Source organism: Arthrobacter globiformis NBRC 12137 (assembly GCF_000238915.1).
GTDB lineage: Bacteria > Actinomycetota > Actinomycetes > Actinomycetales > Micrococcaceae > Arthrobacter > Arthrobacter globiformis.
Genome location: NZ_BAEG01000094.1, coordinates 1 through 20,129 on the forward strand (window position 1 = coordinate 1; position 20,129 = coordinate 20,129).

The following is a 20,129-nucleotide window of genomic DNA, read 5'->3' on the forward strand; positions in this document are numbered from 1 at the left end:
CGGCGCCAAGTTCGAGATCTACACGATCATCGCCGAGCTTGCCGCCCAGGGTAAGGCCGTCATCGTGATCTCCTCCGAGCTCCCCGAGCTCCTGGGCATCTGCGACCGGATCTACACCCTGTCCGCCGGCCACGTCACGGGTGAAGTCCCGATCGCCGAGGCCTCCCAGGAAACCCTTATGCACTACATGACCCAAGAGAAGGAATAACGAGCCATGTCCGCCCTACGAGAATCCCTCGGCTTCCTGGCAAGCCGCCTCCGCCAGGTAGGCATCTTCGTCGCCCTGATCCTGATCGTCCTGCTGTTCCAGGTCCTCACCGACGGGATCCTGCTCGAGCCGCAGAACGTCACCAACCTCGTCGTCCAGAACAGCTACATCCTCATTCTGGCCATCGGCATGGTCATGGTCATCATCGCCGGCCACATCGACCTCTCCGTCGGTTCCATCGCCGGCTTCATCGGAGCCGTCGCCGGCGTCATGATCGTGCACTGGGGCTGGGCCTGGTGGGCAGCGATCCCGGCCTGCCTCCTCGTCGGTGCTCTGGTCGGCGCGTGGCAAGGGTACTGGATCGCCTACGTCGGCATCCCGGCCTTCATCGTCACCCTGGCCGGCATGCTCATCTTCCGCGGCCTGACCCTGATCACCCTCAAGAACCAGCAGATCACCCCGTTCCCGGACGAGCTCCGTGCCCTCGGCGGCGGCTTCCTGCCGGACATCTCGGGCGGCACCTCCGTGCTCGAATGGCTCACCGTAATCCTCGGCGTCGGCGGCACTGCGGCTCTGCTGTTCCAGTCCATCAAGGAACGCCGTGTCCGCCGCAGGTTCAACCTGGAAAACGAGCCCATGGCCTGGTTCGCCGTGAAGACCGCGTTCATCGCCCTGCTGATGCTCATCATCACGTTCCTGCTCGCCAGCTACCGCGGCACCCCGATCGTGCTGCTCGTCCTCGCGGCCCTGGTTATCGCCTACTCCGCGCTGATGAACAACAGCATCTTCGGCCGGCACACCTACGCCATCGGCGGGAACCTGCACGCCGCCGAACTCTCCGGCATCAAGACCAAGGCCGTAACCTTCCGGCTCTTCGTGAACATGGGCGTCCTCGCGGCACTGGCCGGCCTCATCTTCACGGCCCGGCTGAACTCCGCCCAGCCCGCAGGCGGCACCGGCTTCGAACTGGATTCCATCGCCGCCGCCTTCATTGGCGGAGCAGCGGTCCAGGGCGGCATCGGAACCGTGGCCGGAGCCATGATCGGCGGCCTGATCATGGGCGTGCTCAACAACGGAATGTCGATCCTCGGCCTCGGCACCGACTACCAGCAGCTGATCAAGGGCCTGGTGCTCCTGCTCGCCGTCGGCTTCGACATCTTCAACAAGAACCGTGCCGGCGGCGGATCCTCCATCGCCAAGCGCTTCAAGCTCAGGACCACCCCACCCGCCACCGAAACCAAGGCACCGGCCGTGGCACCCAAGTCAGCCAAGGCCCCGGCCGAGCCGGTGGCAGCCGGCAGCCGCGACTCCGGCGACGCATAAGCACCGGGCCCGCAGCCAGCAGAAAGGACACGCCATGACAGCCCTCCTCGATTCCATCGACATCCACGTCACGAGCCGGCACGCCCTGGACGAGCACCTCGAAGCAGCAGTCAGAGACCTGCAGGAACTGGCGATGCTCACGGGCACTCACGGCATCCTGGTCACGCGCCACAGGCCGGGAAACTACACGGCCGCGCTTTCCGATCAGGTCCCGTTCGGCATGACGCGCGAAGTGATTCACTGACGCGCTTCGCGCCGACCAAGCAACACAGCAAAGCCCCTCGCGGTCGATAACCGCGGGGGGCTTTGCTGGTTAAGAGAGCGAGTGGTGCTCTATTGGGCCGGCGGTGCCGTGGAGCCCCGTACTACGAGCTTAGGGTTGAGGACCGAGGCCGCCGCCGAAGGGCCGTTGGCCATGTCGGACAGGAGCATCCGGATACACCGCGCACCGAGCTCCTTGAAACCCTGGTTCACCGTGGTCAGCGGCGGGACGAAATAGCCGGCCTCCGGCTGGTCGTCGAAGCCCACCACGCTGATGTCCTCCGGCACGCGCAGGCCGGCCTCGCTGAACGCGCGCAGTGCCCCCAGGGCCATCTGGTCGTTCGCCGCGAACAGGGCGGTGACGTTGCGGGCAGCCGCCAGTTCGAGTCCCGCGCGGTAGCCGCTTTCGGCGCTCCAGTCGCCCTGGACCAGCACGCCTTCCGGCAACCCGGCCTGTTCAAGGGAGCGCCGCCAGCCCTCGGTCCGGGCCGCGGCGTCAATCCAGTCCTGCGGGCCCGAGACGTGGGCAATTGACGTGTGGCCGAGGTTCACCAGGTGCTGCACGGCGAGGGCCGCGCCAACGCGCTGGTTCACGGCAGCGACCGTCAGGTGTTCATCCGCGCCGAAGCCCACGGCAACCAGCGGGACGGACAGTGCGATGGCGTGCAGTGATGTCAGCATCGTCTCGTGCGGGACGATCACCACGATCCCGTCGACGGACTGCAGCAGGAAGTGTTCGAGGGCGTCGTGGATGCCGGCAGTGGTGACCTCGCTGAGGCTGGCCATGCTCACGGCATAGCCCTCGTTCCGGGCCGCCTGCTGGACGCCCAGCAGCGTGTTGGCAGGGCCGTAGTGTGCCGTGCCGGCGCCCAGGACCCCGATGGCCTGCGAACGCCGGGTGACCAGGCTGCGGGCTGCGGTGTTGCGGCGGTATCCCAGCTCGGCGATCGCGCGTTCCACGCGCTTGCGGGTCCGGGCGCTGACGTTCGGGTGCGTGTTCAGCACGCGCGAGACGGTCTGGTGGGACACGCCCGCGAGGCGCGCCACGTCCTCCATGACGGGAGGACGTGGCGTGGTGTTTGCGCTCACTGCGTCGAATTGGTCATCTGGCGAAGATGCTCCAGGAGGCCTCGTGGGTGGCGCCCGGCTCCAGCCGGATCAGGTCCACGCCGCTGTTGAAGGCATCGGGCGGGCAGGTCATGGGTTCCACGGCGAGGCCCAGCCGGTTTGGGGCCGGGGGCTGCTTGTCGGCGGTGTGGATCTGGAGCCACTGGCAGGTGCGGTCCCAGGACATTCCGACGCCGGTTCCGCCCGGATCCCGGACCAGCACGCGGGCCTGCCCGCCGCCGTCGAACGCTATATCCGTGAAGGCGTGGTCGATCTCCGTGGCGCCGATGGCGCGCGGCGCGCGGAAGTCGAACTCATGGCCTTCCACGCTGCGCGCTTCCTTCGGCAGCAGCCTGTCCGGGGTGACCTCGAGGAATTCCCCGGCGGGGATTTCGAGGGTCCATTCATCGAGGGGCGACGGACCGGCGACCAGGTAGGGGTGGGGGCAGACCCCGTAGGGCGCGGCGGTACCGCCGACGTTCACCGCCGTGACCTGGCTGGACAGGCCCTCCCCGGACAGCCGGTATTCGACGACGATCCGCACAGTGTGCGGGTAGCCCGGCGTCGGGCCGGCGGTGCAGGAAAGCGTCACTGAGGACTCGTTCTGCGATTCAAGGTCCCAGTCCAGGGGGAACACCAGTCCATGCAGGGCGCAGCCGCGGTCGGGTTCGTTGACCGGCACCTCGAACTCGGCGCCGTCAAACGTGTACCTGCCGTCGGCGATCCGGTTGGGCCAGGGCGCCGCGACGATGCCGCGGTAGTCGGGGATGGGCCCGCCCGCCGGGAACGGAACGATGAGGTCCCGTCCCCGGTGGCGCAGCTCGCGCAGGGCACCCGCCCGTGCCGTGATGACGGCGGTGTACTCCCCCGCCCGGATGTTGAATTCGGTTCCGGCCCTCTGTTCGGTCACAGCCTGCCGGCCAGCCTGTAGTAGGCGGCGTTCCACGCCAGTTCCTTCTTGAACTGCTTGAGGGTGGTGCCTTCGTCGATGGTGAGCAGCTCGGTCTGGGCGATTTCGGCGAAGTCCTCGAACACGTCCACGCCCACCTGGGTGGAAAGAACCGTGTGGTGCGCGGCCCCGGCGGTGAGCCAGGCGGCCGCGGACGTGGCGAAGTCGGGCTTCGGTTCCCACAGGGCGCGTGCGACCGGCAGGTTGGGCAGCGGCTCGTCGAGGTCGACGACGTCGACGGCGTTCGCCACGAGGCGGAAGCGGTCGCGCATGTCGGACAGGGCGACCACGACGCCGGGGCCGGCGTCGGTGTCGAAGACCATGCGGACCGGGTCCTCCTTGCCGCCGATGCCCAGCGGGTGGATTTCGACGCGCGGCTTGGTGGCAGTCAGGGAGGGGCAGACCTCCAGCATGTGGGCGCCGAGGATCCTCTCCTGGCCGGGCACCAGGTGGTAGGTGTAGTCCTCCATGAGGGAGGCGCCACCGGGCAGTCCGGCGCCCATCACTTTGGCCGCACGGATCAGGATGGCCGTCTTCCAGTCACCCTCGGCGCCGAAACCGTAACCGTCGGCCATGAGCCGCTGGACGGCCATGCCCGGCAGCTGCCGCAGCTCGCCGAGGTCCTCGAAGGAGGTGGTGAAGGCGGCGGAGCCGTTGGCTTCGAGGAAGCTGCGCAGCCCGAGCTCGATGCGGGCGCTGTAGCGGAGGGACTCATGGCGGGCTCCGCCGGAGCGCAGCTCCGGCGCCACGTCGTAAAGCCGCTCGTACTCGGCCACCAGGGTGTCGACGTCGGACTCCGCGGCGCCGTGCACGGCGTCGGCGAGTTCGTTGACGGACCAGGTGTTGACCGAGACACCGAAGCGCAGCTCCGCCTCGGTCTTGTCGCCTTCGGTGACGGCGACGTTGCGCATGTTGTCCCCGAACCGGGTCAGCTTCAGGTTCCGGACGGCGGCCCAGCCGGCGGAGGCGCGCTGCCAGACACCCACCTGGCGGGCCACCTGCGGGTTGGACACGTGGCCCACGACGGTCTTGCGCGGAACGCCCAGACGGGACTGGATGTAGCCGAACTCGCGGTCGCCGTGCGCGGCCTGGTTCAGGTTCATGAAGTCAAAGTCGATGTCCGCCCAGGGCAGTTCCACGTTGGCCTGGGTGTGCAGGTGCAGCAGGGGCTTGCGGAGCAGGTCCAGGCCCTGGATCCACATTTTGGCCGGGGAGAACGTGTGCATCCACGCCGTCACGCCGATCACCGAATCGTCCGAGTTGGCTTCCAGCGCGGTGCGGCGGATCGCATCCGAGTCCGTCAGCACGGGCTTCCAGACGAGCTTGACCGGAACCTCCGAGGACTCATTCAGGGCGGCGGCGATCTCCTGCGACTGGGCCGCCACCTGCTTCAGCACGTCCTCGCCGTACAGGTGCTGGCTGCCGGTGAGGAACCAGACCTCGTAGTGCTCGAGCGAGGTGTTGTTGGCGCTGGACATTGGTGTCTCCTTTGAAAGTCTTGGGTGTGCGGGGCCGCGGCGGCGGCGGGGGCGGACCTAGCGTCCGTATACGTTCTGGTAGCGGTCGTAGAGCGACTCGATCTGCCCCTGGTCGATGGGCAGCGGTTCGCCGAGCTGGCGGGAGACGTGGACCGTGCGGGCCACTTCCTCGCACATCACGGCGGCCTTGACCGCCGAGCGGGCGTCCTTGCCGATGGTGAACGGGCCGTGGTTCTGCATCAGCACCGCCGGGGAGTTGGAGTTCTTGAGCGTCTCCACGATGCCCTGGCCGATCGAATCGTCGCCGATCAGGGCGAACGGACCCACCGGGATGGGCCCGCCGAATTCATCGCCCATCATGGTCAGCACACACGGGATCTCCTCGCCCCGCGCGGCCCAGGCCGTGGCGTAGGTGGAGTGGGTGTGGACCACGCCCCCGACGTCGGGCATGTTCCGGTAGACGTAGGCGTGCGCGGCCGTATCCGACGACGGGGTGAGGGCCGGGTTGCCCCACTCAAGAATCGTGCCGTCCCCGCCGGTGGAGGTACCGCTGACCGGGGTGCCGTAAAGGTCGGTGACCACCATGGTTTCGGGGGTCAGGTCGTCGTAGGAGAGGCCTGAGGGCTTGATGACCATGAGGTCGTAGCCGGGGATCCGGCCGGACACGTTGCCGGCGGTCCAGACCACCAGGCCGTAGCGGGTCAGCTCGGCGTGCAGGTCGCAGACCTCGCGGCGGATGCGGGCAATGGTTTCCAGCAGGGCGCTCATGCCGAAACCTCCTCGGCGTTGAAGGACTCGGTAAGCAGGGACTGGACGTTAGCCGGCTGGGCGGCGCTGCGCTGGATGGCCTTGAGCCGGTGCATGACGTCGTTGGTTCCCCTGCCGAAGTAGTCGTGCAGGGTCCGGTACTCGCGGAACAGTTCGTTGTACGCTGCGACGTTTTCCGGGATGGGGGTGTAGACGGCCCCGGGTGCGGCGCCCATCGCTTCGGATGCGGCACGGACATCGGCGTACTTGCCGGCGGCAACGGCCGCGTGGATGGCCGAACCCAGGGCCGGTCCCTGCGTGGAGCCGATGGTGGAGAGCTGCAGGCCGGTCACGTCCGAGTAGATCTGCATCAGGAGCCGGTTTTTCAGCAGGCCCCCGGCCACGATGAATTCCTTCACCGGCACGCCGGAATCCCGGAAGGCCTCCACGATGGTGCGGGTACCGAAGGCCGTGGCCTCCAGCAGCGCCCGGTAGATGTCCTCCGGCCGGGTGGCCAGGGTCTGGCCGACCACCACGCCGGAGAGCTCGTGGTCCACCAGCACGGAGCGGTTGCCCGAATGCCAGTCCAGGGCAATCAGGCCGTGCTGGCCGATCGCCTGCCCGGCGGCGAGGTCCGTCAGGTATTCATGGATGCCCTGCCCTGCCGCAGCCGCGGCCTGGTGGTATTCCGGGGGGACCCCGTACTTGGTGAACCAGCCGAAGATGTCACCCACGCCGGACTGGCCGGCCTCGTAGCCCCAGAGCCCGTCGACAATGCCGCCGTCCACCACGCCGCACATGCCGGGTACCTCATGGAGTTCGGCACCGTTCATGACGTGGCAGGTGGAGGTGCCCATGATGGCCACGAGCTGGCCGGGTTCCACGGCCTTCGCTGCGGGGGCGGTGACGTGGGCGTCCACGTTGCCGACGGCGACGGCGATGCCCTCCGGGAGCCCGGTCCAGGCGGCGGCCTCGGCGGTCAGGTAGCCGGCGGCGTCGCCCAGGCGGCCGATGGTGTGGTCCAGTTTGGCGCTGACGAAGTCCTTGAACTGCGGGTTCAGGGCGGCGAGGAAGTCATCGGACGGGTAGTGGCCATCCTGATAGATGCCCTTGTAGCCGGCAGTGCAGGCGTTGCGGACGTAGTTGCCGCAGAGCTGCCAGACGATCCAGTCGGCGGCTTCCACCCAGTGGTCCATTTCGGCGTAGGCTTCAGGGTCCTCCTCCAGCAGCTGCAGCCCCTTGGCGAACTCCCATTCGGACGAGATCAGTCCGCCGTACCGCGGCAGCCAGGATTCGCCCAGCTCGGCGGCGAGAGCGTTGATGCGGTCCGCCTGGCCTTGCGCGGCATGGTGGCGCCACAGCTTCACATAGGCGTGCGGACGGTTCGCGTAGCCCGGCAGTTCGTTCAGCGGGGTGCCGTCCGCTTTGACAGGCACCATCGTGCAGGCCGTGAAGTCCGTGGCAATTCCGACGACGGCAGCCGGGTCGATCCCGGCGTCCGCGATCGCGGCGGGAACAGCGTGCCGGAGCACGTCCCGGTAATCGTTGGGCACCTGCAGCGCCCATTCACCGGGAAGCCGGGCGGCTGTTCCATCAGCCACCCCTGCCACATCCGCCGGAAGCGCTTCCGTGACTACCGCATGGGGGTAGTCGAACACGCCACTGCCGAGTTCCTTGCCGTCCCGGACCCGCACAACCACGGCCCGGCCGGACAGGGTGCCATAGTCCACCCCGATGACATAGTTTTCGCTGCCGTCTGCTGTGACGTCCATGAATCCTCCAGATAAAGGCCCGCTGCTTGTCGGGCTGAAACTATTGTGAGCGCTAACAACTTACTGCGTCAAGTGCCGTGGCCGGCAGATATTCAGATTCCTGCAATGGCCCCTGATGAATGGGGCTCGACCCGCCCGTGCGCGCCCGTACGCGGGGCGGCAGCGGTCTGCCGGATGATGAGTTCGGGGAGGCGCCGCTCGAGCTTGTTGGCGGCGGTACCGGCGATTTTCTGCTCCAGCAGGCTGAACGCGTCATGGCCGAGCCGGACAAAGTCTTGGCTCACCGTGGTCAGGGGTGGCAGCCAAAAGCGGGCGAGCGGGTGGTCGTCAAAGCCCACCACACTGAAATCGCGCGGAACCACCTTGCCCTGCGTAGCCAGTCCGCTGATGAGACCGATCGCCAGGTCATCATTGCCGCAGAACAGTGCGGTGATGTCCTCCCTGTTGGCTATCGCCAGGCCCAGGGTATGGGCGCTGGCCGGTTCCCAGGTCGCCCGCATCACGGGCGGGACCCGGGCACCTGCGTCCTTGAGAGCCTTCCGCCAGCCCTGTGTTCGGCCGTCCTCACGCCGGGACGAGGGTATGGCCACGTGGTGCACCGTCTCATGGCCAAGGTCCAGTAGATATCGTGTGGCCGCGGCCGCCGCCTTGGCCTCCTCGAACACGGCCTGCGAGTGCCGGGCCTCCCGGGTTCCGGACATGACCGCCACCGGGATGCCTACCGGAAGCGCGTTCAAAGCCGCGACTCCGGCCGGGTCGAATTTCAGCACCACTATTCCCGCAACCTGCTGGCCCAGCAGCAAGTCAACAGCGCGCTGAACCTCGGCCTCCTCGGTGCTCTCCACCACCGTGATGACCACGGTATAGCCGGCGGCGCGGGCTGCCTCTTCAACCCCCTGGATGGCCGAGGCGTACCCATACCGGGACGTGTTACCGGCGATGACCCCGACGATTGACCCGCGGCCGGAGACCAGGGCGCGCGCAGCGCTGTTCGGGCGGTATCCGAGCTGGGCAATGGCGTCATGGACGCGCTTGGTCTTCTCGGAGCTGACCCGCTGCTTTCCGGTCAGGACACGGGAGACGGTGGGCACAGAAACTCCGGCCACACGGGCCACGTCGCCAATGGAGGGCGGACGCACCTCGGAATGGATCGACATCAGTTTGGGTTCCGTTTCCTGGTTGTTGAGTTGGTACTGCGGTGCTACCACCAGCTTAGGGTTATGGCCTTTCGGCTTACTTCACCGCGCCGCTGGTGACGCCGGCGATGATTTTCCGCTGGGCCAGAATGAACACGATAAGCAGCGGCAGGCTCATCAGGACGATATAGGCAAAGATCAGGTGCCAGTTCTGCAGGTAGAGTCCGGAGCTGGCCACCTGGTAAAGGTTCAATGGCAGGGTGTCGATCCGGCCTCCTACAACGAACAGCGCGTAGAAGACGTCGTTCCAGACGTAGAGACAGATCAGAATGGTCGCCGTCGACAACACCGGAACCAGCAGCGGCAGGATGATGGTGAGGAAGACCTTGACCGGCCCGGCACCGTCCATCCGCGCCGCCTCTTCCAACTCCAGCGGTATGGTCCGGACGAAACCAGTGACGAAGAAGATGACCGTGGACAGGTACATTCCTACGTAGACGCCGACCATGCCGGCTCCGGTTCCGGCCAGTCCAAGCTGCCGGAGCAGCAGGACGATGGTGACGACAGCCGGCGGAAGGACAATGCCACTGATGGCCAGGGCGTACAGCACCGAGTTCAGGCGTGATTTCCGGCGCGCGAGGATCCAAGCGGCCAGGGAGCCGAGGAAAAGGACCACAGCCACGGTGGGGACCATGATCGCCACGCTCCCCAGGAGCGCCGTCGGTATCTTCCCCTGACCGAACACTTGGCCGAAGTTCTCCATCAGGTGCCACTCGGTGGGCAGCTGCAGGTTCGGATTCAGCGCCTCGGCCTGGGTCTTGCCCGCGGTCACAACGACCATCCAGAGCGGAATGCCGAGGAGGACCAGGACTGAGAGCAGCGCGGCCGCGGGCTGGATGTAGCCGGCGGGCCGGCGGCGCTGATTGGCACGGCCGTCGCGGCGGCCGCGGCCGGCCGGACGAAGGACAGTTGGAGCGCTCACAGGACTTCCTCACGCTTGCGGAGCATCCGGACCACCGGGAAGGCAAGGATCGCCACCGTCAGGAAGAGCACCAGGCTCATCGCGGTGGACTGGGCGAAAAGGCCCTGGCCGAAGGTGCGGAAAATGAAAATATTGAGCAGCTCGGTGCTTTTCGCCGGGCCGCCTTCCGTTGTTGCCTGGACAATGTCGAAGCCGTTCATCGAACCCAGCAGCGCGGTGGCCACGTTGAAGGTGACGGCCGGAGCAATAAGCGGGAACTTGATCCGCCAGAATGTCTGCCACGGGGTGGAGCCGTCCAGGCGGGCTGCCTCCAGGACGTCGCCGCTGATGGTCTTGAGCCCGGCGAGGTAGATCAGCATGGACAGGCCCATCCACTTCCACGCGTGGATCAGTGCGACGACGACGATTGTCCAGCTCGTGGAGCCCAGCCAGGCGATGCTCACGTCCTGCTGGAACAGGACGGAAAGGATCCCGTTGAGGGCTCCCTCGGGCTTGAGGAGGGCGCGGAAGATGTAGCCCACGGCAAGCGCGGACATGATCACAGGAATGAAGAACATCACCCGGGAGAAGCGGTTGACCCTGGTGTCCCGCTCCAGCAACACCGCCAGCCCCAGCCCGAACACGTTCTGGAACACGGCAACCATTGCCGCGTACAGGAGCGTTATCCACAGCGAATTGATCAGTGTGCCGCGGCCCAGGAGATCGACGAAGTTGCTGACGCCGGCGAAGTTGATCGCGGACTTGAAGCTGGACCAGTCGGTGAAGGCATAGATGAAGTTGAAGAGGGTGGGAAGGAAGAAGAAGACGAACAGCACCGCGAAGGCCGGCAGGAGGAACCACATTGGGTGGGACGACCTGTCGCGGTGCTGCCGGCCGGGTTGGGCCGGAACTGCCGGTTGTCCTTGGCGCCTGCTGGCGGGGCGGACGGTGGTATGGAGCGCCATGGTGAGGCCTTTCAGGCTGACACCGGCCGAAGCCAGTGCCAGCCAGGAATCTGGGCGGTCAGAAGCCCGCCGCGCCCTGCGCTTTGGCGAGCTGGGCGAACTGGGTCTGGGTTTCCTGGGTGACCTGCTGCGGGGTCTTGGTGCCCTGGATCATGTCAGCCAGGTTCAGGTAGAGGTCGGGGTTGGCCACGGCCAGCGACTGCATGGAGCCGACAGAGTCGGACAGTGATGCGGCTGCGTCGAGGAGCGCCTGCGGGACGTCGGCGGAGTCCTTTGCATCCGTTTCCAGGGAAACGGTCTTCTGGGCGGACACAAAGTCTTGGTATCCCTCGCCCATCCAGTAGCTGAGGAGCTGGCGAGCGGCGGCTTCCCGCGCGGAGTCGCCGGTCTTGAAGGCGATCAGGGCGTTGGACTGGTCCGGAATCACGGTTGCGACGTTCCCGGCCGGGGAGATCGGGAAGAAGCCGATCTTCTTGTTCAGCTCGGCGGTGTCCGCCTTGGCCTGGAGCTGGCCGAAGAAGGAGTTGACCTGGACGGCCATGCCGGCCTTGCCGGAGAGCAGCGCGTCGGCCTGGTCCGCGAACGTGGCCGTCTTGATGTTCGGGTTGAACAGGCCCTCATCTATCAGGCCCTTGTAGTTCTGCACCGCGGTGAGAATGGTGGAATCGGTGAACTTTTCCTGGTTTTGGTTCACCTTGTCCCAGAGTCCGTTCTTCGCGGCGTCGGCCAGCTGGACCTGGACCCACCACTGGGTGGCCCACTTGTCACCGCCCATCTCGAAGAACGGCACCGTGCCGGCTTTCTTGATGGTCCTTGCGGCGGCCAGGAAGTCGTCCCAGTTCTTGGGTGTTTCGGTGATTCCGGCCTTGGTGAAAACGTCCTTGTTGTAGTACACGCCCTCAACTGCCGGGCTGGTGATCAGCGCGGCGTAGCGGGTGTTGTCCAGGATTCCGGTGATGTCCTTGACCGCGGGCTTGAGCTTCTCCACCCAAGGGGCACCGTCGAGGGACTGCAGGTTGGTCGTGGCATTGATCGCGGTCAGCATCGAGGCGGTGGGCTGCCAGAAAGCCAGGTCCGGCTTGTCGCCGGTAGCGATCTTGGTCTGGACACCCTGCTCGTACGGGTCCGGGATCGTGACGACGTTGACCTTGGCACCGGTCTTGGCCTCGAATGCAGTCACAACACTCTTGGGCACACTGTTGGAATTCTGCGCTGCCCAGATGGTCAGGTTGACCCCGTCCAGCTTGGTGCCCGCGTCAGGCCAGGCGGCCGGCGCAGTGTTGGCCGGGGCGCTGCCAGGATCGCTGCAACCGCTCAGGGCGATGAGCCCTGCGGCAAGCAGCGCCGTGGCCTTGAGGAAATTCTTCATTGAAGTGCTCCTTGTCACTTGAAAGTGTGGGTCATTGGGGATGGCTAAGAAAATCGGATGGTTACTGCTCCACGGTGAGCCGGAACGTCCGGGCCGAGGGTGCGGGTGAGGCGGAGTGCACGTGCAGGAGCCCTGCTGCCGGGTTCCATTCCGTCTTCCATTCGGTCAGATGGCTCGGGAAGACGGTCTGGACCGAGACAGCCTTGCCGGCGAGGGCCGGAAAGCGCAGGTCCAGGAGTTCAGGTGCCCCGGGGCGCCGCCAGACGGTGACGAAGCTTTCTGCGCCGGAGTCCAGGGCCAGCGCCACCGCCGCGTCGTCCCATTGGGGAAGCCCCAGGGGCCATGACGGCGTGCTTGCCGCAATTGAGGGACGCAGCTCCTTGTGGACGTCCACGGCCTCGTGCACAACGTATTGCTGGGCCTCGGACAGCCGGTCCAGGTGGCCGGAGAGGTAGAGTCTGCCCAGGAGCCCGGTGGCCATGTTGAAGGCGATGGACTCCTCGTCCATGACCTCGTTGGGATACGCCCAGTTTCCGGCCTGTTCGGGCAGCACCAGCATCGGGGCCGCGGCAGCGATAGGCGGGTACTTCATCGGGTCCTGCTGGTCCGAGGTTGACTGCAGCTGCAGGCGTGAGAGCAGGGCGAAGTCCATCCTCATCGCACCGGAGCCGCAGTTTTCGATGATCAGGTCCGGGTGCCGGTCCAGCACCGAATCGAGCCAGGCGAGATGGGCGCGATTGTGGCGCAGCAGGCCTTCCCCGGCGCTGTGGGCGTCCCAGTCCGTGCCCGAACCGGGGTTGATGTTGTAGTCGATCTTAAAAAATCCGACGCCGAATTCCTCGACCAGGCGGTCCACCACGGCATCAACATGCCTCACGGCGGCCGGATGGCTGAGGTCGAGGTGGTAGCGGCCCGCCTCCCTGACCCGGACGCCGTCCCTGCTGAGAAAGGCCCCGGCCGGCAGGACGGACGCCATGGGGCTGCGGACGCCGATGACTTCGGGCTCCAGCCACAGGCCGGGGATCATGCCCCGGTCCCTGATCCGGTCAATGACCGTTCCGAGCCCCCCGGGGAACCGCCGTGCCGACGGCACCCATTCCCCCACACTGTCCCACCAGTCGCCGCCGTCGTCGTACCAGCCAGCATCGATGCAAAACACCTCGGCACCGGCGTCAGCGGCGCCGTCAATCAGCGGAAGAAGCTTGTCCGTCGTCGGGTCCCCCATGAGCGTGTTCATGTAGTCGTTGTAGATAACGTGCAGCTTTTGGTTGTCCGCATGGGGCCGCCGGGCCGCACGTCGGTAACCGGAGAGGTGCGCTACAGCGCCCTGCAGGTCCGGCCCCAAGGCGATGGTGGCCGGAACCGTGGTGAACGTTTCCCCGGGGTTCAGAATCTGCTGCCACTGGTGGTCGATGTCGGTGGGGCCGCTCAGCCCCAGGGCTACACCCTCAAGGCTCTCGGTCACCTCCCACCGCCAGCCGCCGTTGTGCTCCACCTGCCAGGCGACGGCAAAGCCATCCTCCCCGTTGGCCAGGACGGCCGCAGGCAGGTCGCGCCCGGTGGACCAGGTTCCCTTGGAGCGGGCAACGTAGCCGCTGCGGGCCTCCTGACCGCCATGGACCGCCAGCGCCAGGTCGGGCGCGGCCGAACGCAGCGCCCGGACGTGCCACCTGTTCTCGCCCAGCCAGTCATTGGCGCCCGACGCGAGCTCGAACTTCTCCGCGGAGCCGGTGCCGATCCTGGCGCTCAAGGTGGTGACGGCCAGCAGGGTCTGCCGCTCCGCCCCGGCGTTGGACACGCTTGCGACGGCGTTCAAGGCCGCGGTGCCGGCGGGAGACGACAGCCGCAGTTCAACTTCCAAACCGGATTCGGCGTCCGCCATCGCCAGCCGCGCTTCGACGCCGCGCGGCCCCTCCTGTACCTCGTGCGCCACGTGCCGGAGACGCCGCCCCACCGAGGAGAGCCCCAGGCGCTCCGACGGGTGGTACCGCCCCTCCTCGACCGTAAGGATCTCGACCAGGGGCTGGCCGGGAAGCATCTCGACTTTGTTGCCGTCAAATGCCAGGGCCGCAAGGTAGGGGGCTCCGGCTGGGTCCTGACGGATTTCGACCTTCAGTGCATCGTGCCCGAAGGACAGGACAGGGCTGGACAAAACGTTCTCCTCACCCCTCAAGAGGGCCGCTAGATTTTTGAAGACGTTTTCATGATAACGTCTTCAAAAGTGATGTCAACCACAGTAGGCTCCTATTTGTTGGCGCTAACAAGGGTTCCGCCCAGGTGCCTTCCACGCCATGTTCTATGAACTGACACCGGCTCTAAGCCCGGTACAAAGGAGTACGAATTGAGCAGCAACCTGAAACGGCCGCGCCGGCGACTCAAGCTGGCAGGCCCGGCGGCGGCAACGGCGGCCGCACTTTCCCTGACCGTCGGCGGCCTGGCCGCCCAGCCGGCGGCTGCGGCGCCCACCGAGACTCTGTCCGTCGATCTCGGTCAATCCACCGGTGATTTCCGCGGCGGGGCTACCGGCACCCTGTACGGACTCGGCGACGACGGCGTTCCCAGCCAGTCAGTCCTGAACGGCGCCCGCATCACCAACACCTCGCAAAAGCCGCCCCAGGGCGCGCAGCATCCGAACGGGGACGCATTGGATGTTGAGTCCTCCTTCTTCGCGGCCGGAGGAAAGGACCTCTACGTCTACATCCAGGATGAATACCCGGATTGGGCCTACAACGGCGGGAAGCGTCCCAGCGATGCCAACAGCGACGGCGAGTGGGACTACCTGCCGATCATCCGCTCCGTGGCAGAAAAGATCGCGACGCAGTCCGAGCACCCTGAGAACTACATCTTCATTCCCTTCAATGAGCCCGATGCCGGGAACTGGTATCCTGACTGGGCGAACCAGAAGGATCAGTTTTTGGCCGACTGGAGCGCCGCCTATCAGGCGATCCAGGATGTGTACGCTGCCCACGGGCTTCCCAAGGCGAAGATCGGCGGCCCCGGGGACGCCTGGTGGCACCAGGACCGCAGCACCGATTTCCTGGCCTTCGCCAAGGAGAAGAACCAGCTGCCCGACGTCTTCATCTGGCATGAGCTGGGCACCAGCAACCTGGCCACGTTCCGCGGCCACTTCGCTGAATACAAGCAGATCCTGAGCGCCCAGGGCCTTCCGGATATCCCCGTCAACATCACCGAATACGGCATGCTCCGCGACATGGGCGTGCCCGGACAGCTGGTCCAGTGGATGTCGATGTTCGAAGACGCGAAGGTGGATGCCCAGACCGCCTACTGGAACTACGCCGGCAACCTCTCCGACAATTCCTCCCGCAACAATGGCGCCAACGGCGGCTGGTGGATGTTCAAGTGGTACGGCGACCTCACCGGCTCGACGACGGTAAAGGTCACTCCGCCCCAGCTGAACGCCCCGGACACGCTTCAAGGCATCGCCGCCGTCGACACCGCCAAGAAGAAAGCCACCGTGCTCCTGGGCGGCGGCTCCAGCGACGTGAACGTCTCCGTCGCGGGCATAGACAAGAATGTCTTCGGCAACTCCGTGGACGTGCGTGTCCGGGCCGACCGCCTCAACGGCGCGGAGGGTGCCTCGCTGCAGCCACCGGTCATCGTCTCCACCCAGGCCAGGGTCAAGGACGGCAAGATCGCAGTCACCGTCCCCAACAACGACCGCTACTCCGCCTACCGGCTGGAGATCACCCCGGCACAGGCCGAACAGCAGCCCGTCGCGAGCGACCTGGTCAACAGCACCGAGGCCGAAAACACGAACCTGACGGACGCCACCGTTTATAACCAGGATCCCTCCCGTGAGTGGTCCTTCATGGCCTCGGCCGGCAAGGACGTGGGCTCCTTTAACAGGTCCACCTCTGCTGCCACGTGGGAAGTGACCGTTCCACGAAACGGAACGTACCGGCTCTCCGTTCTTGCGGGTGCCAACCAGCGACCCGGCCAGCACGCCCTGCTGGTCGACGGAACCTTCAACCAGCTCATCAAATATTCCGCCGGCCTGTCCTGGACCTACCGGGGCACCACCGAAGCAACGGTCGCGCTGACCGCAGGCACCCACACCCTGTCGCTGCGGGCGAGCAAGGACGGGTCCACCCTGCTTCCGGGGGCGGACATCACGCTGGACCGCTTTGACCTCTTCGACATCACCGGCGGAGAGCAGGCCGTCTACCCGGCTGACGAGGCCAGGCTTGCCGGCGGCGCCCAGCTGTCGTATGCGAAGAAAGACACGGCCGGGACGGCCCAGCTCTCCGGCAACGGTACCGCCACCTTCTTCGCATCGACGGCGGAACCCGGCTACTACGACATCACCACGCACTACACGACCAGCGGCGCATCCGCACTGAAGCTCGCCGTGAACGGCCGCCCGGTCACGCTTCCGGCAGCCACCCGCTCCGGCACCTGGGACTCGGCGGTCCGCGTGTTCCTGCCACAGGGGATCAACGAACTGACCGTCAGCGCGCCATCCGGCGCCCTCGTCCACGACATCACCACCCTGCGCGGCGCCGACCAGAAGAACGCCGATTCGGACGCGTCCAACGTGTTCCGCTCGGAGGCGGAGGCGCTGCCACGCGCCGGCGCCGCAGCAGTACAGACGGCAGGACCCGGATCCAACGGTTCCGCTGACGCAGCCGGGGTGGTCCGCGACGTCGGATACATCGGGAACGGGGCCGGCAACACCCTTAGCGTCCCCCGGCCGGCGGGCTTCGGCGCAGGCGAGTACCAGCTGGTGCTCGGCGCCGCGAACGCGGACAAGTCGGCCGCCATCAACTACAACCCGCAGGTGATCAGCCGCTTCGTCGACGTGACCGAACAGGGCGGATCGACGGTGCGCGGTGCCATGCGGCACAACTACGCGTGGAACAGTTATTGGGACAAGACCATCCCGCTCAGCCTGGACACCGACGGCGGCACATTGGTTCTGGGCAACGCCCGGGCCTACGCCCCGAACATCGACACCGTGACCCTCGCCAAATTCACCACAGGCACACCCACCACCGTCAGGAAGTAGGCGCCAGACAACCAGAGCGGCTGGCCGCGGGCACCGACAGGTGTCTGCGGCCAGCCGCTCCTGCGCGCCGGGGCATGCGCCAGATGTCAGGCCCTCAGGCCGGGGCTGACGTGCTCCGGCGGACGACCAGCTCGGGCGCCACCACGGTGGTGCTCACGGTGTCGCCGTTCGCGATGGCGCTCAGCATCAGGTCCATGCAGCGCCTGCCCAGCTCCTCGAAGTCCTGCCGCACGGTGGTGAGCGGCGGCGTGAAGTAGCCCGACTCCGGCTGGTCGTCGAAGCCCACCACGGAGACATCCTCGGGAACCCGGACGCCGGCTTCGTTGAAGGCGCGGAGCAGGCCCAGGGACATCTGGTCGTTACCCACGAACAGCGCGGTGGCAGTCCGTTCGGCGGCCAGCTTCCGGCCGATCTCGTAGCCGCTGCCCGCGCTCCAGTCCCCCTCGACCACCAGGCTGTCATCCAGCCCGGCCGAGCGCAGTGCCGCGCTCCAGCCCGCGGCGCGTTCCGCCGCATCAATCCAGTCCTGCGGACCGGCAACGTGGCCAATCCGACGGTGGCCCTGCTCAATCAAATGCCCGACGGCGAGCTCAGCCCCCCGCTTCTGGTCAACCATGGCGCCGCTCACTCCCTCACTGCCGAGGGAGCCCACGGCCACCACCGGCACGCCGGGCTTCAGCTCGGCCAGGGCAAGAAGCGTCTCCGAATGCGGCACGATCACCACGATGCCGTCCACGGACTGGTCCAGGAAGTGCCTGATGGCATCGAAAATCGCCTCCCGGCTCACCGACCTCAGCGCCGCGATGCTCACGAAATAGCCGGCGTCGCGCGCGGCCTGCTCCACGCCCAGCAGCGTGTTGGCGGGGCCGTACTGGGACAGCTCGCTGCCCAACACACCGATGGTCTGCGACTTCCGCGTGACCAGGCTCCGCGCCGCGGTGTTGCGCCGGTAGCCCAGCTCGGCAATGGCGGCCTCGACGCGCTCGCGCGTGGCCTTGCTGACGTTGGGATGGTTGTTGATCACCCGGGACACAGTCTGGTGCGAGACTCCCGCGCGCTCCGCCACATCCTCAAGCCGGGGTAGCCGGGCATTGCTTTTTGCCATGGGGTAATTGTGCGTGACCCATAGCCTTCAGCACGAATAGGCGCGGCGCCCCCGGCACGAATGGCCGCGGCCGGACGTAAACTGATGGGAACAAAAGGAGCGCTGGCGATGGACGGAAAAGTTCATCATTCTGGGGCCGGACCTTCCGCACGGCACATGCTGACGGGCTTGCTGCTCCTGTTCGCCCTCCTCCTTGGCTACCTGCCCGGCGCCACCACCGCTCGCGCCGTATCGCTCAACGGCCACGACATCTCCTGGCCCCAATGCCCGACGGCGGTGGGCGGCTTTGGCCTGCCGCTTCCGCCGGCGTCGTCCCAGTTCGTGGTCATCGGTCTGACGAAGGGGCTGCCCTTCACCGAGAACCCGTGCCTGGCCAGCCAGGTCGCCTGGGCGTCCGGCAACCGCAAGCCGGCGCAGGCCTACACCATGGCGGCCTTCCCCACGGCCGCCCAGCTCACCACCTACCGGTCCCAGGGACCGTGGTCCGCCGCCACCCGGGCGGGACAGCTCTCCAACGTCGGCTATGCGGAAGCACGTTTTGCGGTTGCCAGCCTGGCGCGGGTCGGGTTCGCGCCACGCGTGGTGTGGATCGACGTCGAGCCCCGCCCCGCCCAGCCGTGGCCCACCGCGAGCGCCGCGCAGCAGCGTGAAAACCGGTACATCGTCGAGGGCCTCATGCGCGGGCTGCGCGATGCCGGCTATTCCTACGGCCTGTACTCGTTTGCTTCGGGCTGGGCCAGCATCACCGGCTCCTGGCGGCTGTCCGGCGTTCCTGTGTGGGCCACCGCCGGCCGGCTGGATTTCCCCGGCGAAGCCCTCAATCTCTGCCGTTCCCCCAGCTTCTCCGGTGGCCGCGTGTACCTTTCCCAGTGGTACGACGACGTCCGGGATTACGATCTGACCTGCGACCCCTACGCCTTCACTCCCCTGCCTGTTCCGGCGTCCACGCTGTCCCGGTCCACTGCTGACTTCAACGGTGACTGGAACACGGACATCCTGGCCCGGGTGACGGCGACGGCCGAGCTGCGGCTGTACCCGGGGAACGGCCGCGGGGGCCGGCTGCCCGGCGTGCGCATCGGCACCGGCTGGAACGGGTTCAGCGCCCTTGAAACACCAGGAGATTTCAACGGTGACGGCCCGCAGGACGTCTTTGCCAGGGAAGCCGCCACCGGATACCTGTGGATGTACCGCGGCAACGGCACCGGCGGGTTCCTGCCCCGGATCCGGCTGGGCACTGGCTGGAACAGCTTCAGCGCGATCATCGGTCCGGGTGATTTCAACGGCGACCAGCGTGTGGACATCCTCGCCCGCGAGACTTCCACCGGCTTCCTCTGGCTGTACCGCGGCAACGGCACCGGGGCGTTCCTGCCGCGGATCCGCGTGGGCTCCGGCTGGAACAGCTTCAATGCCCTGGTGGGTCCGGGCGACATGAACGGCGACGGCGCTGCCGACATCCTCGCGCGGGAAACAGCCACCGGTGTCCTGTGGCTCTACCGCGGCAGCGGCACCGGCGGCTGGCTCCCCCGCGTCCGGGTGGGCGCCGGCTGGAACTCCATGACCGCCGTCGTAAGCCCCGGCGACTTCAATGGCGACCGCAACCCGGACCTGCTGGCGCGCGATGCGGCCGGGGTCCTCTGGCTCTATCCCGGGCTGGGCACGGGGCAGTTCGCCTCCCGCGTCCGTATCAGCGCGGGCTGGAACGGGCTCGCGCCGCTGTTCTAA

At 66.8% G+C, this 20,129-nt stretch carries 15 protein-coding genes and 1 pseudogene; 5 read left to right on the top strand and 11 right to left on the bottom strand.

What is annotated here, in order from left to right; all coding sequences use genetic code 11:
* The 3 genes and pseudogenes from ARGLB_RS19400 to ARGLB_RS19410 all read left to right on the top strand — a co-directional run.
* Window positions 1–208, top strand: a pseudogene (locus tag ARGLB_RS19400) (ABC transporter ATP-binding protein); the annotation flags it as partial.
* A 6-nt stretch (window positions 209–214) separates the two neighbouring features.
* Complete coding sequence (gene mmsB / locus ARGLB_RS19405; RefSeq protein WP_003805752.1) at window positions 215–1,531, top strand: multiple monosaccharide ABC transporter permease; 1,317 nt, start codon at window positions 215–217, stop codon at window positions 1,529–1,531.
* Window positions 1,532–1,565: 34 nt separating this feature from the next.
* Complete coding sequence (locus tag ARGLB_RS19410) at window positions 1,566–1,775, top strand: hypothetical protein (protein WP_003805753.1); 210 nt, start codon at window positions 1,566–1,568, stop codon at window positions 1,773–1,775.
* Between the two features lie 89 nt (window positions 1,776–1,864).
* Here the strand turns inward: ARGLB_RS19410 and ARGLB_RS19415 are convergent, their stop codons facing one another.
* The 10 genes from ARGLB_RS19415 to ARGLB_RS19460 all read right to left on the bottom strand — a co-directional run bounded on the left by ARGLB_RS19415 (window position 1,865) and on the right by ARGLB_RS19460 (window position 14,428).
* Window positions 1,865–2,881, bottom strand: a complete 1,017-nt coding sequence (locus ARGLB_RS19415; RefSeq protein ID WP_003805754.1) for a LacI family DNA-binding transcriptional regulator — start codon at window positions 2,879–2,881, stop codon at window positions 1,865–1,867.
* Window positions 2,882–2,894: 13 nt separating this feature from the next.
* Window positions 2,895–3,809: an aldose 1-epimerase family protein gene (locus ARGLB_RS19420; protein WP_003805755.1), complete on the bottom strand. Its 915-nt coding sequence runs from the start codon at window positions 3,807–3,809 to the stop codon at window positions 2,895–2,897.
* Window positions 3,806–5,326: an L-arabinose isomerase gene (araA, locus tag ARGLB_RS19425; RefSeq protein WP_003805756.1), complete on the bottom strand. Its 1,521-nt coding sequence runs from the start codon at window positions 5,324–5,326 to the stop codon at window positions 3,806–3,808. The genes ARGLB_RS19420 and araA overlap by 4 nt, the downstream gene beginning before the upstream one ends.
* A gap of 57 nt (window positions 5,327–5,383) precedes the next feature.
* Window positions 5,384–6,094 (bottom strand): L-ribulose-5-phosphate 4-epimerase, encoded by a 711-nt coding sequence (locus ARGLB_RS19430; RefSeq protein WP_003805757.1) that lies wholly within the window; start codon window positions 6,092–6,094, stop codon window positions 5,384–5,386.
* On the bottom strand, window positions 6,091–7,845 hold the full coding sequence (araB, locus tag ARGLB_RS19435; protein ID WP_003805759.1) for a ribulokinase: 1,755 nt from the start codon (window positions 7,843–7,845) through the stop codon (window positions 6,091–6,093). Before araB ends, ARGLB_RS19430 begins: the two co-directional genes overlap by 4 nt.
* A gap of 92 nt (window positions 7,846–7,937) precedes the next feature.
* Window positions 7,938–9,053 (bottom strand): LacI family DNA-binding transcriptional regulator, encoded by a 1,116-nt coding sequence (locus tag ARGLB_RS19440; protein ID WP_003805761.1) that lies wholly within the window; start codon window positions 9,051–9,053, stop codon window positions 7,938–7,940.
* A gap of 25 nt (window positions 9,054–9,078) precedes the next feature.
* Entirely contained in the window at window positions 9,079–9,963 is an 885-nt protein-coding gene (locus ARGLB_RS19445; protein WP_003805762.1) for a carbohydrate ABC transporter permease, read from the bottom strand.
* Window positions 9,960–10,907: a carbohydrate ABC transporter permease gene (locus ARGLB_RS19450; protein ID WP_003805763.1), complete on the bottom strand. Its 948-nt coding sequence runs from the start codon at window positions 10,905–10,907 to the stop codon at window positions 9,960–9,962. Before ARGLB_RS19450 ends, ARGLB_RS19445 begins: the two co-directional genes overlap by 4 nt.
* Window positions 10,908–10,965: 58 nt before the next feature.
* Window positions 10,966–12,276, bottom strand: coding sequence for an ABC transporter substrate-binding protein (locus ARGLB_RS19455; protein WP_003805764.1), 1,311 nt, complete (start codon window positions 12,274–12,276; stop codon window positions 10,966–10,968).
* Between the two features lie 61 nt (window positions 12,277–12,337).
* Window positions 12,338–14,428, bottom strand: coding sequence for a glycoside hydrolase family 36 protein (locus ARGLB_RS19460; protein WP_003805765.1), 2,091 nt, complete (start codon window positions 14,426–14,428; stop codon window positions 12,338–12,340).
* Between the two features lie 189 nt (window positions 14,429–14,617).
* Here ARGLB_RS19460 and ARGLB_RS19465 point away from each other — a divergent pair, with 189 nt between their 5' ends.
* Window positions 14,618–17,302 carry a CBM35 domain-containing protein gene (locus tag ARGLB_RS19465; protein WP_003805766.1) on the top strand — a complete coding sequence of 895 codons (2,685 nt, stop codon included), beginning with the start codon at window positions 14,618–14,620 and terminating at the stop codon, window positions 17,300–17,302.
* A 94-nt stretch (window positions 17,303–17,396) separates the two neighbouring features.
* Here ARGLB_RS19465 and ARGLB_RS19470 read toward each other — a convergent pair whose 3' ends face one another.
* Window positions 17,397–18,407: a LacI family DNA-binding transcriptional regulator gene (locus tag ARGLB_RS19470; RefSeq protein WP_003805767.1), complete on the bottom strand. Its 1,011-nt coding sequence runs from the start codon at window positions 18,405–18,407 to the stop codon at window positions 17,397–17,399.
* A gap of 156 nt (window positions 18,408–18,563) precedes the next feature.
* Here ARGLB_RS19470 and ARGLB_RS19475 point away from each other — a divergent pair, with 156 nt between their 5' ends.
* The gene (locus ARGLB_RS19475) at window positions 18,564–20,129 is read left to right on the top strand and encodes an FG-GAP-like repeat-containing protein (protein WP_245531573.1); all 1,566 of its coding nucleotides are present in this window, start codon (window positions 18,564–18,566) and stop codon (window positions 20,127–20,129) included.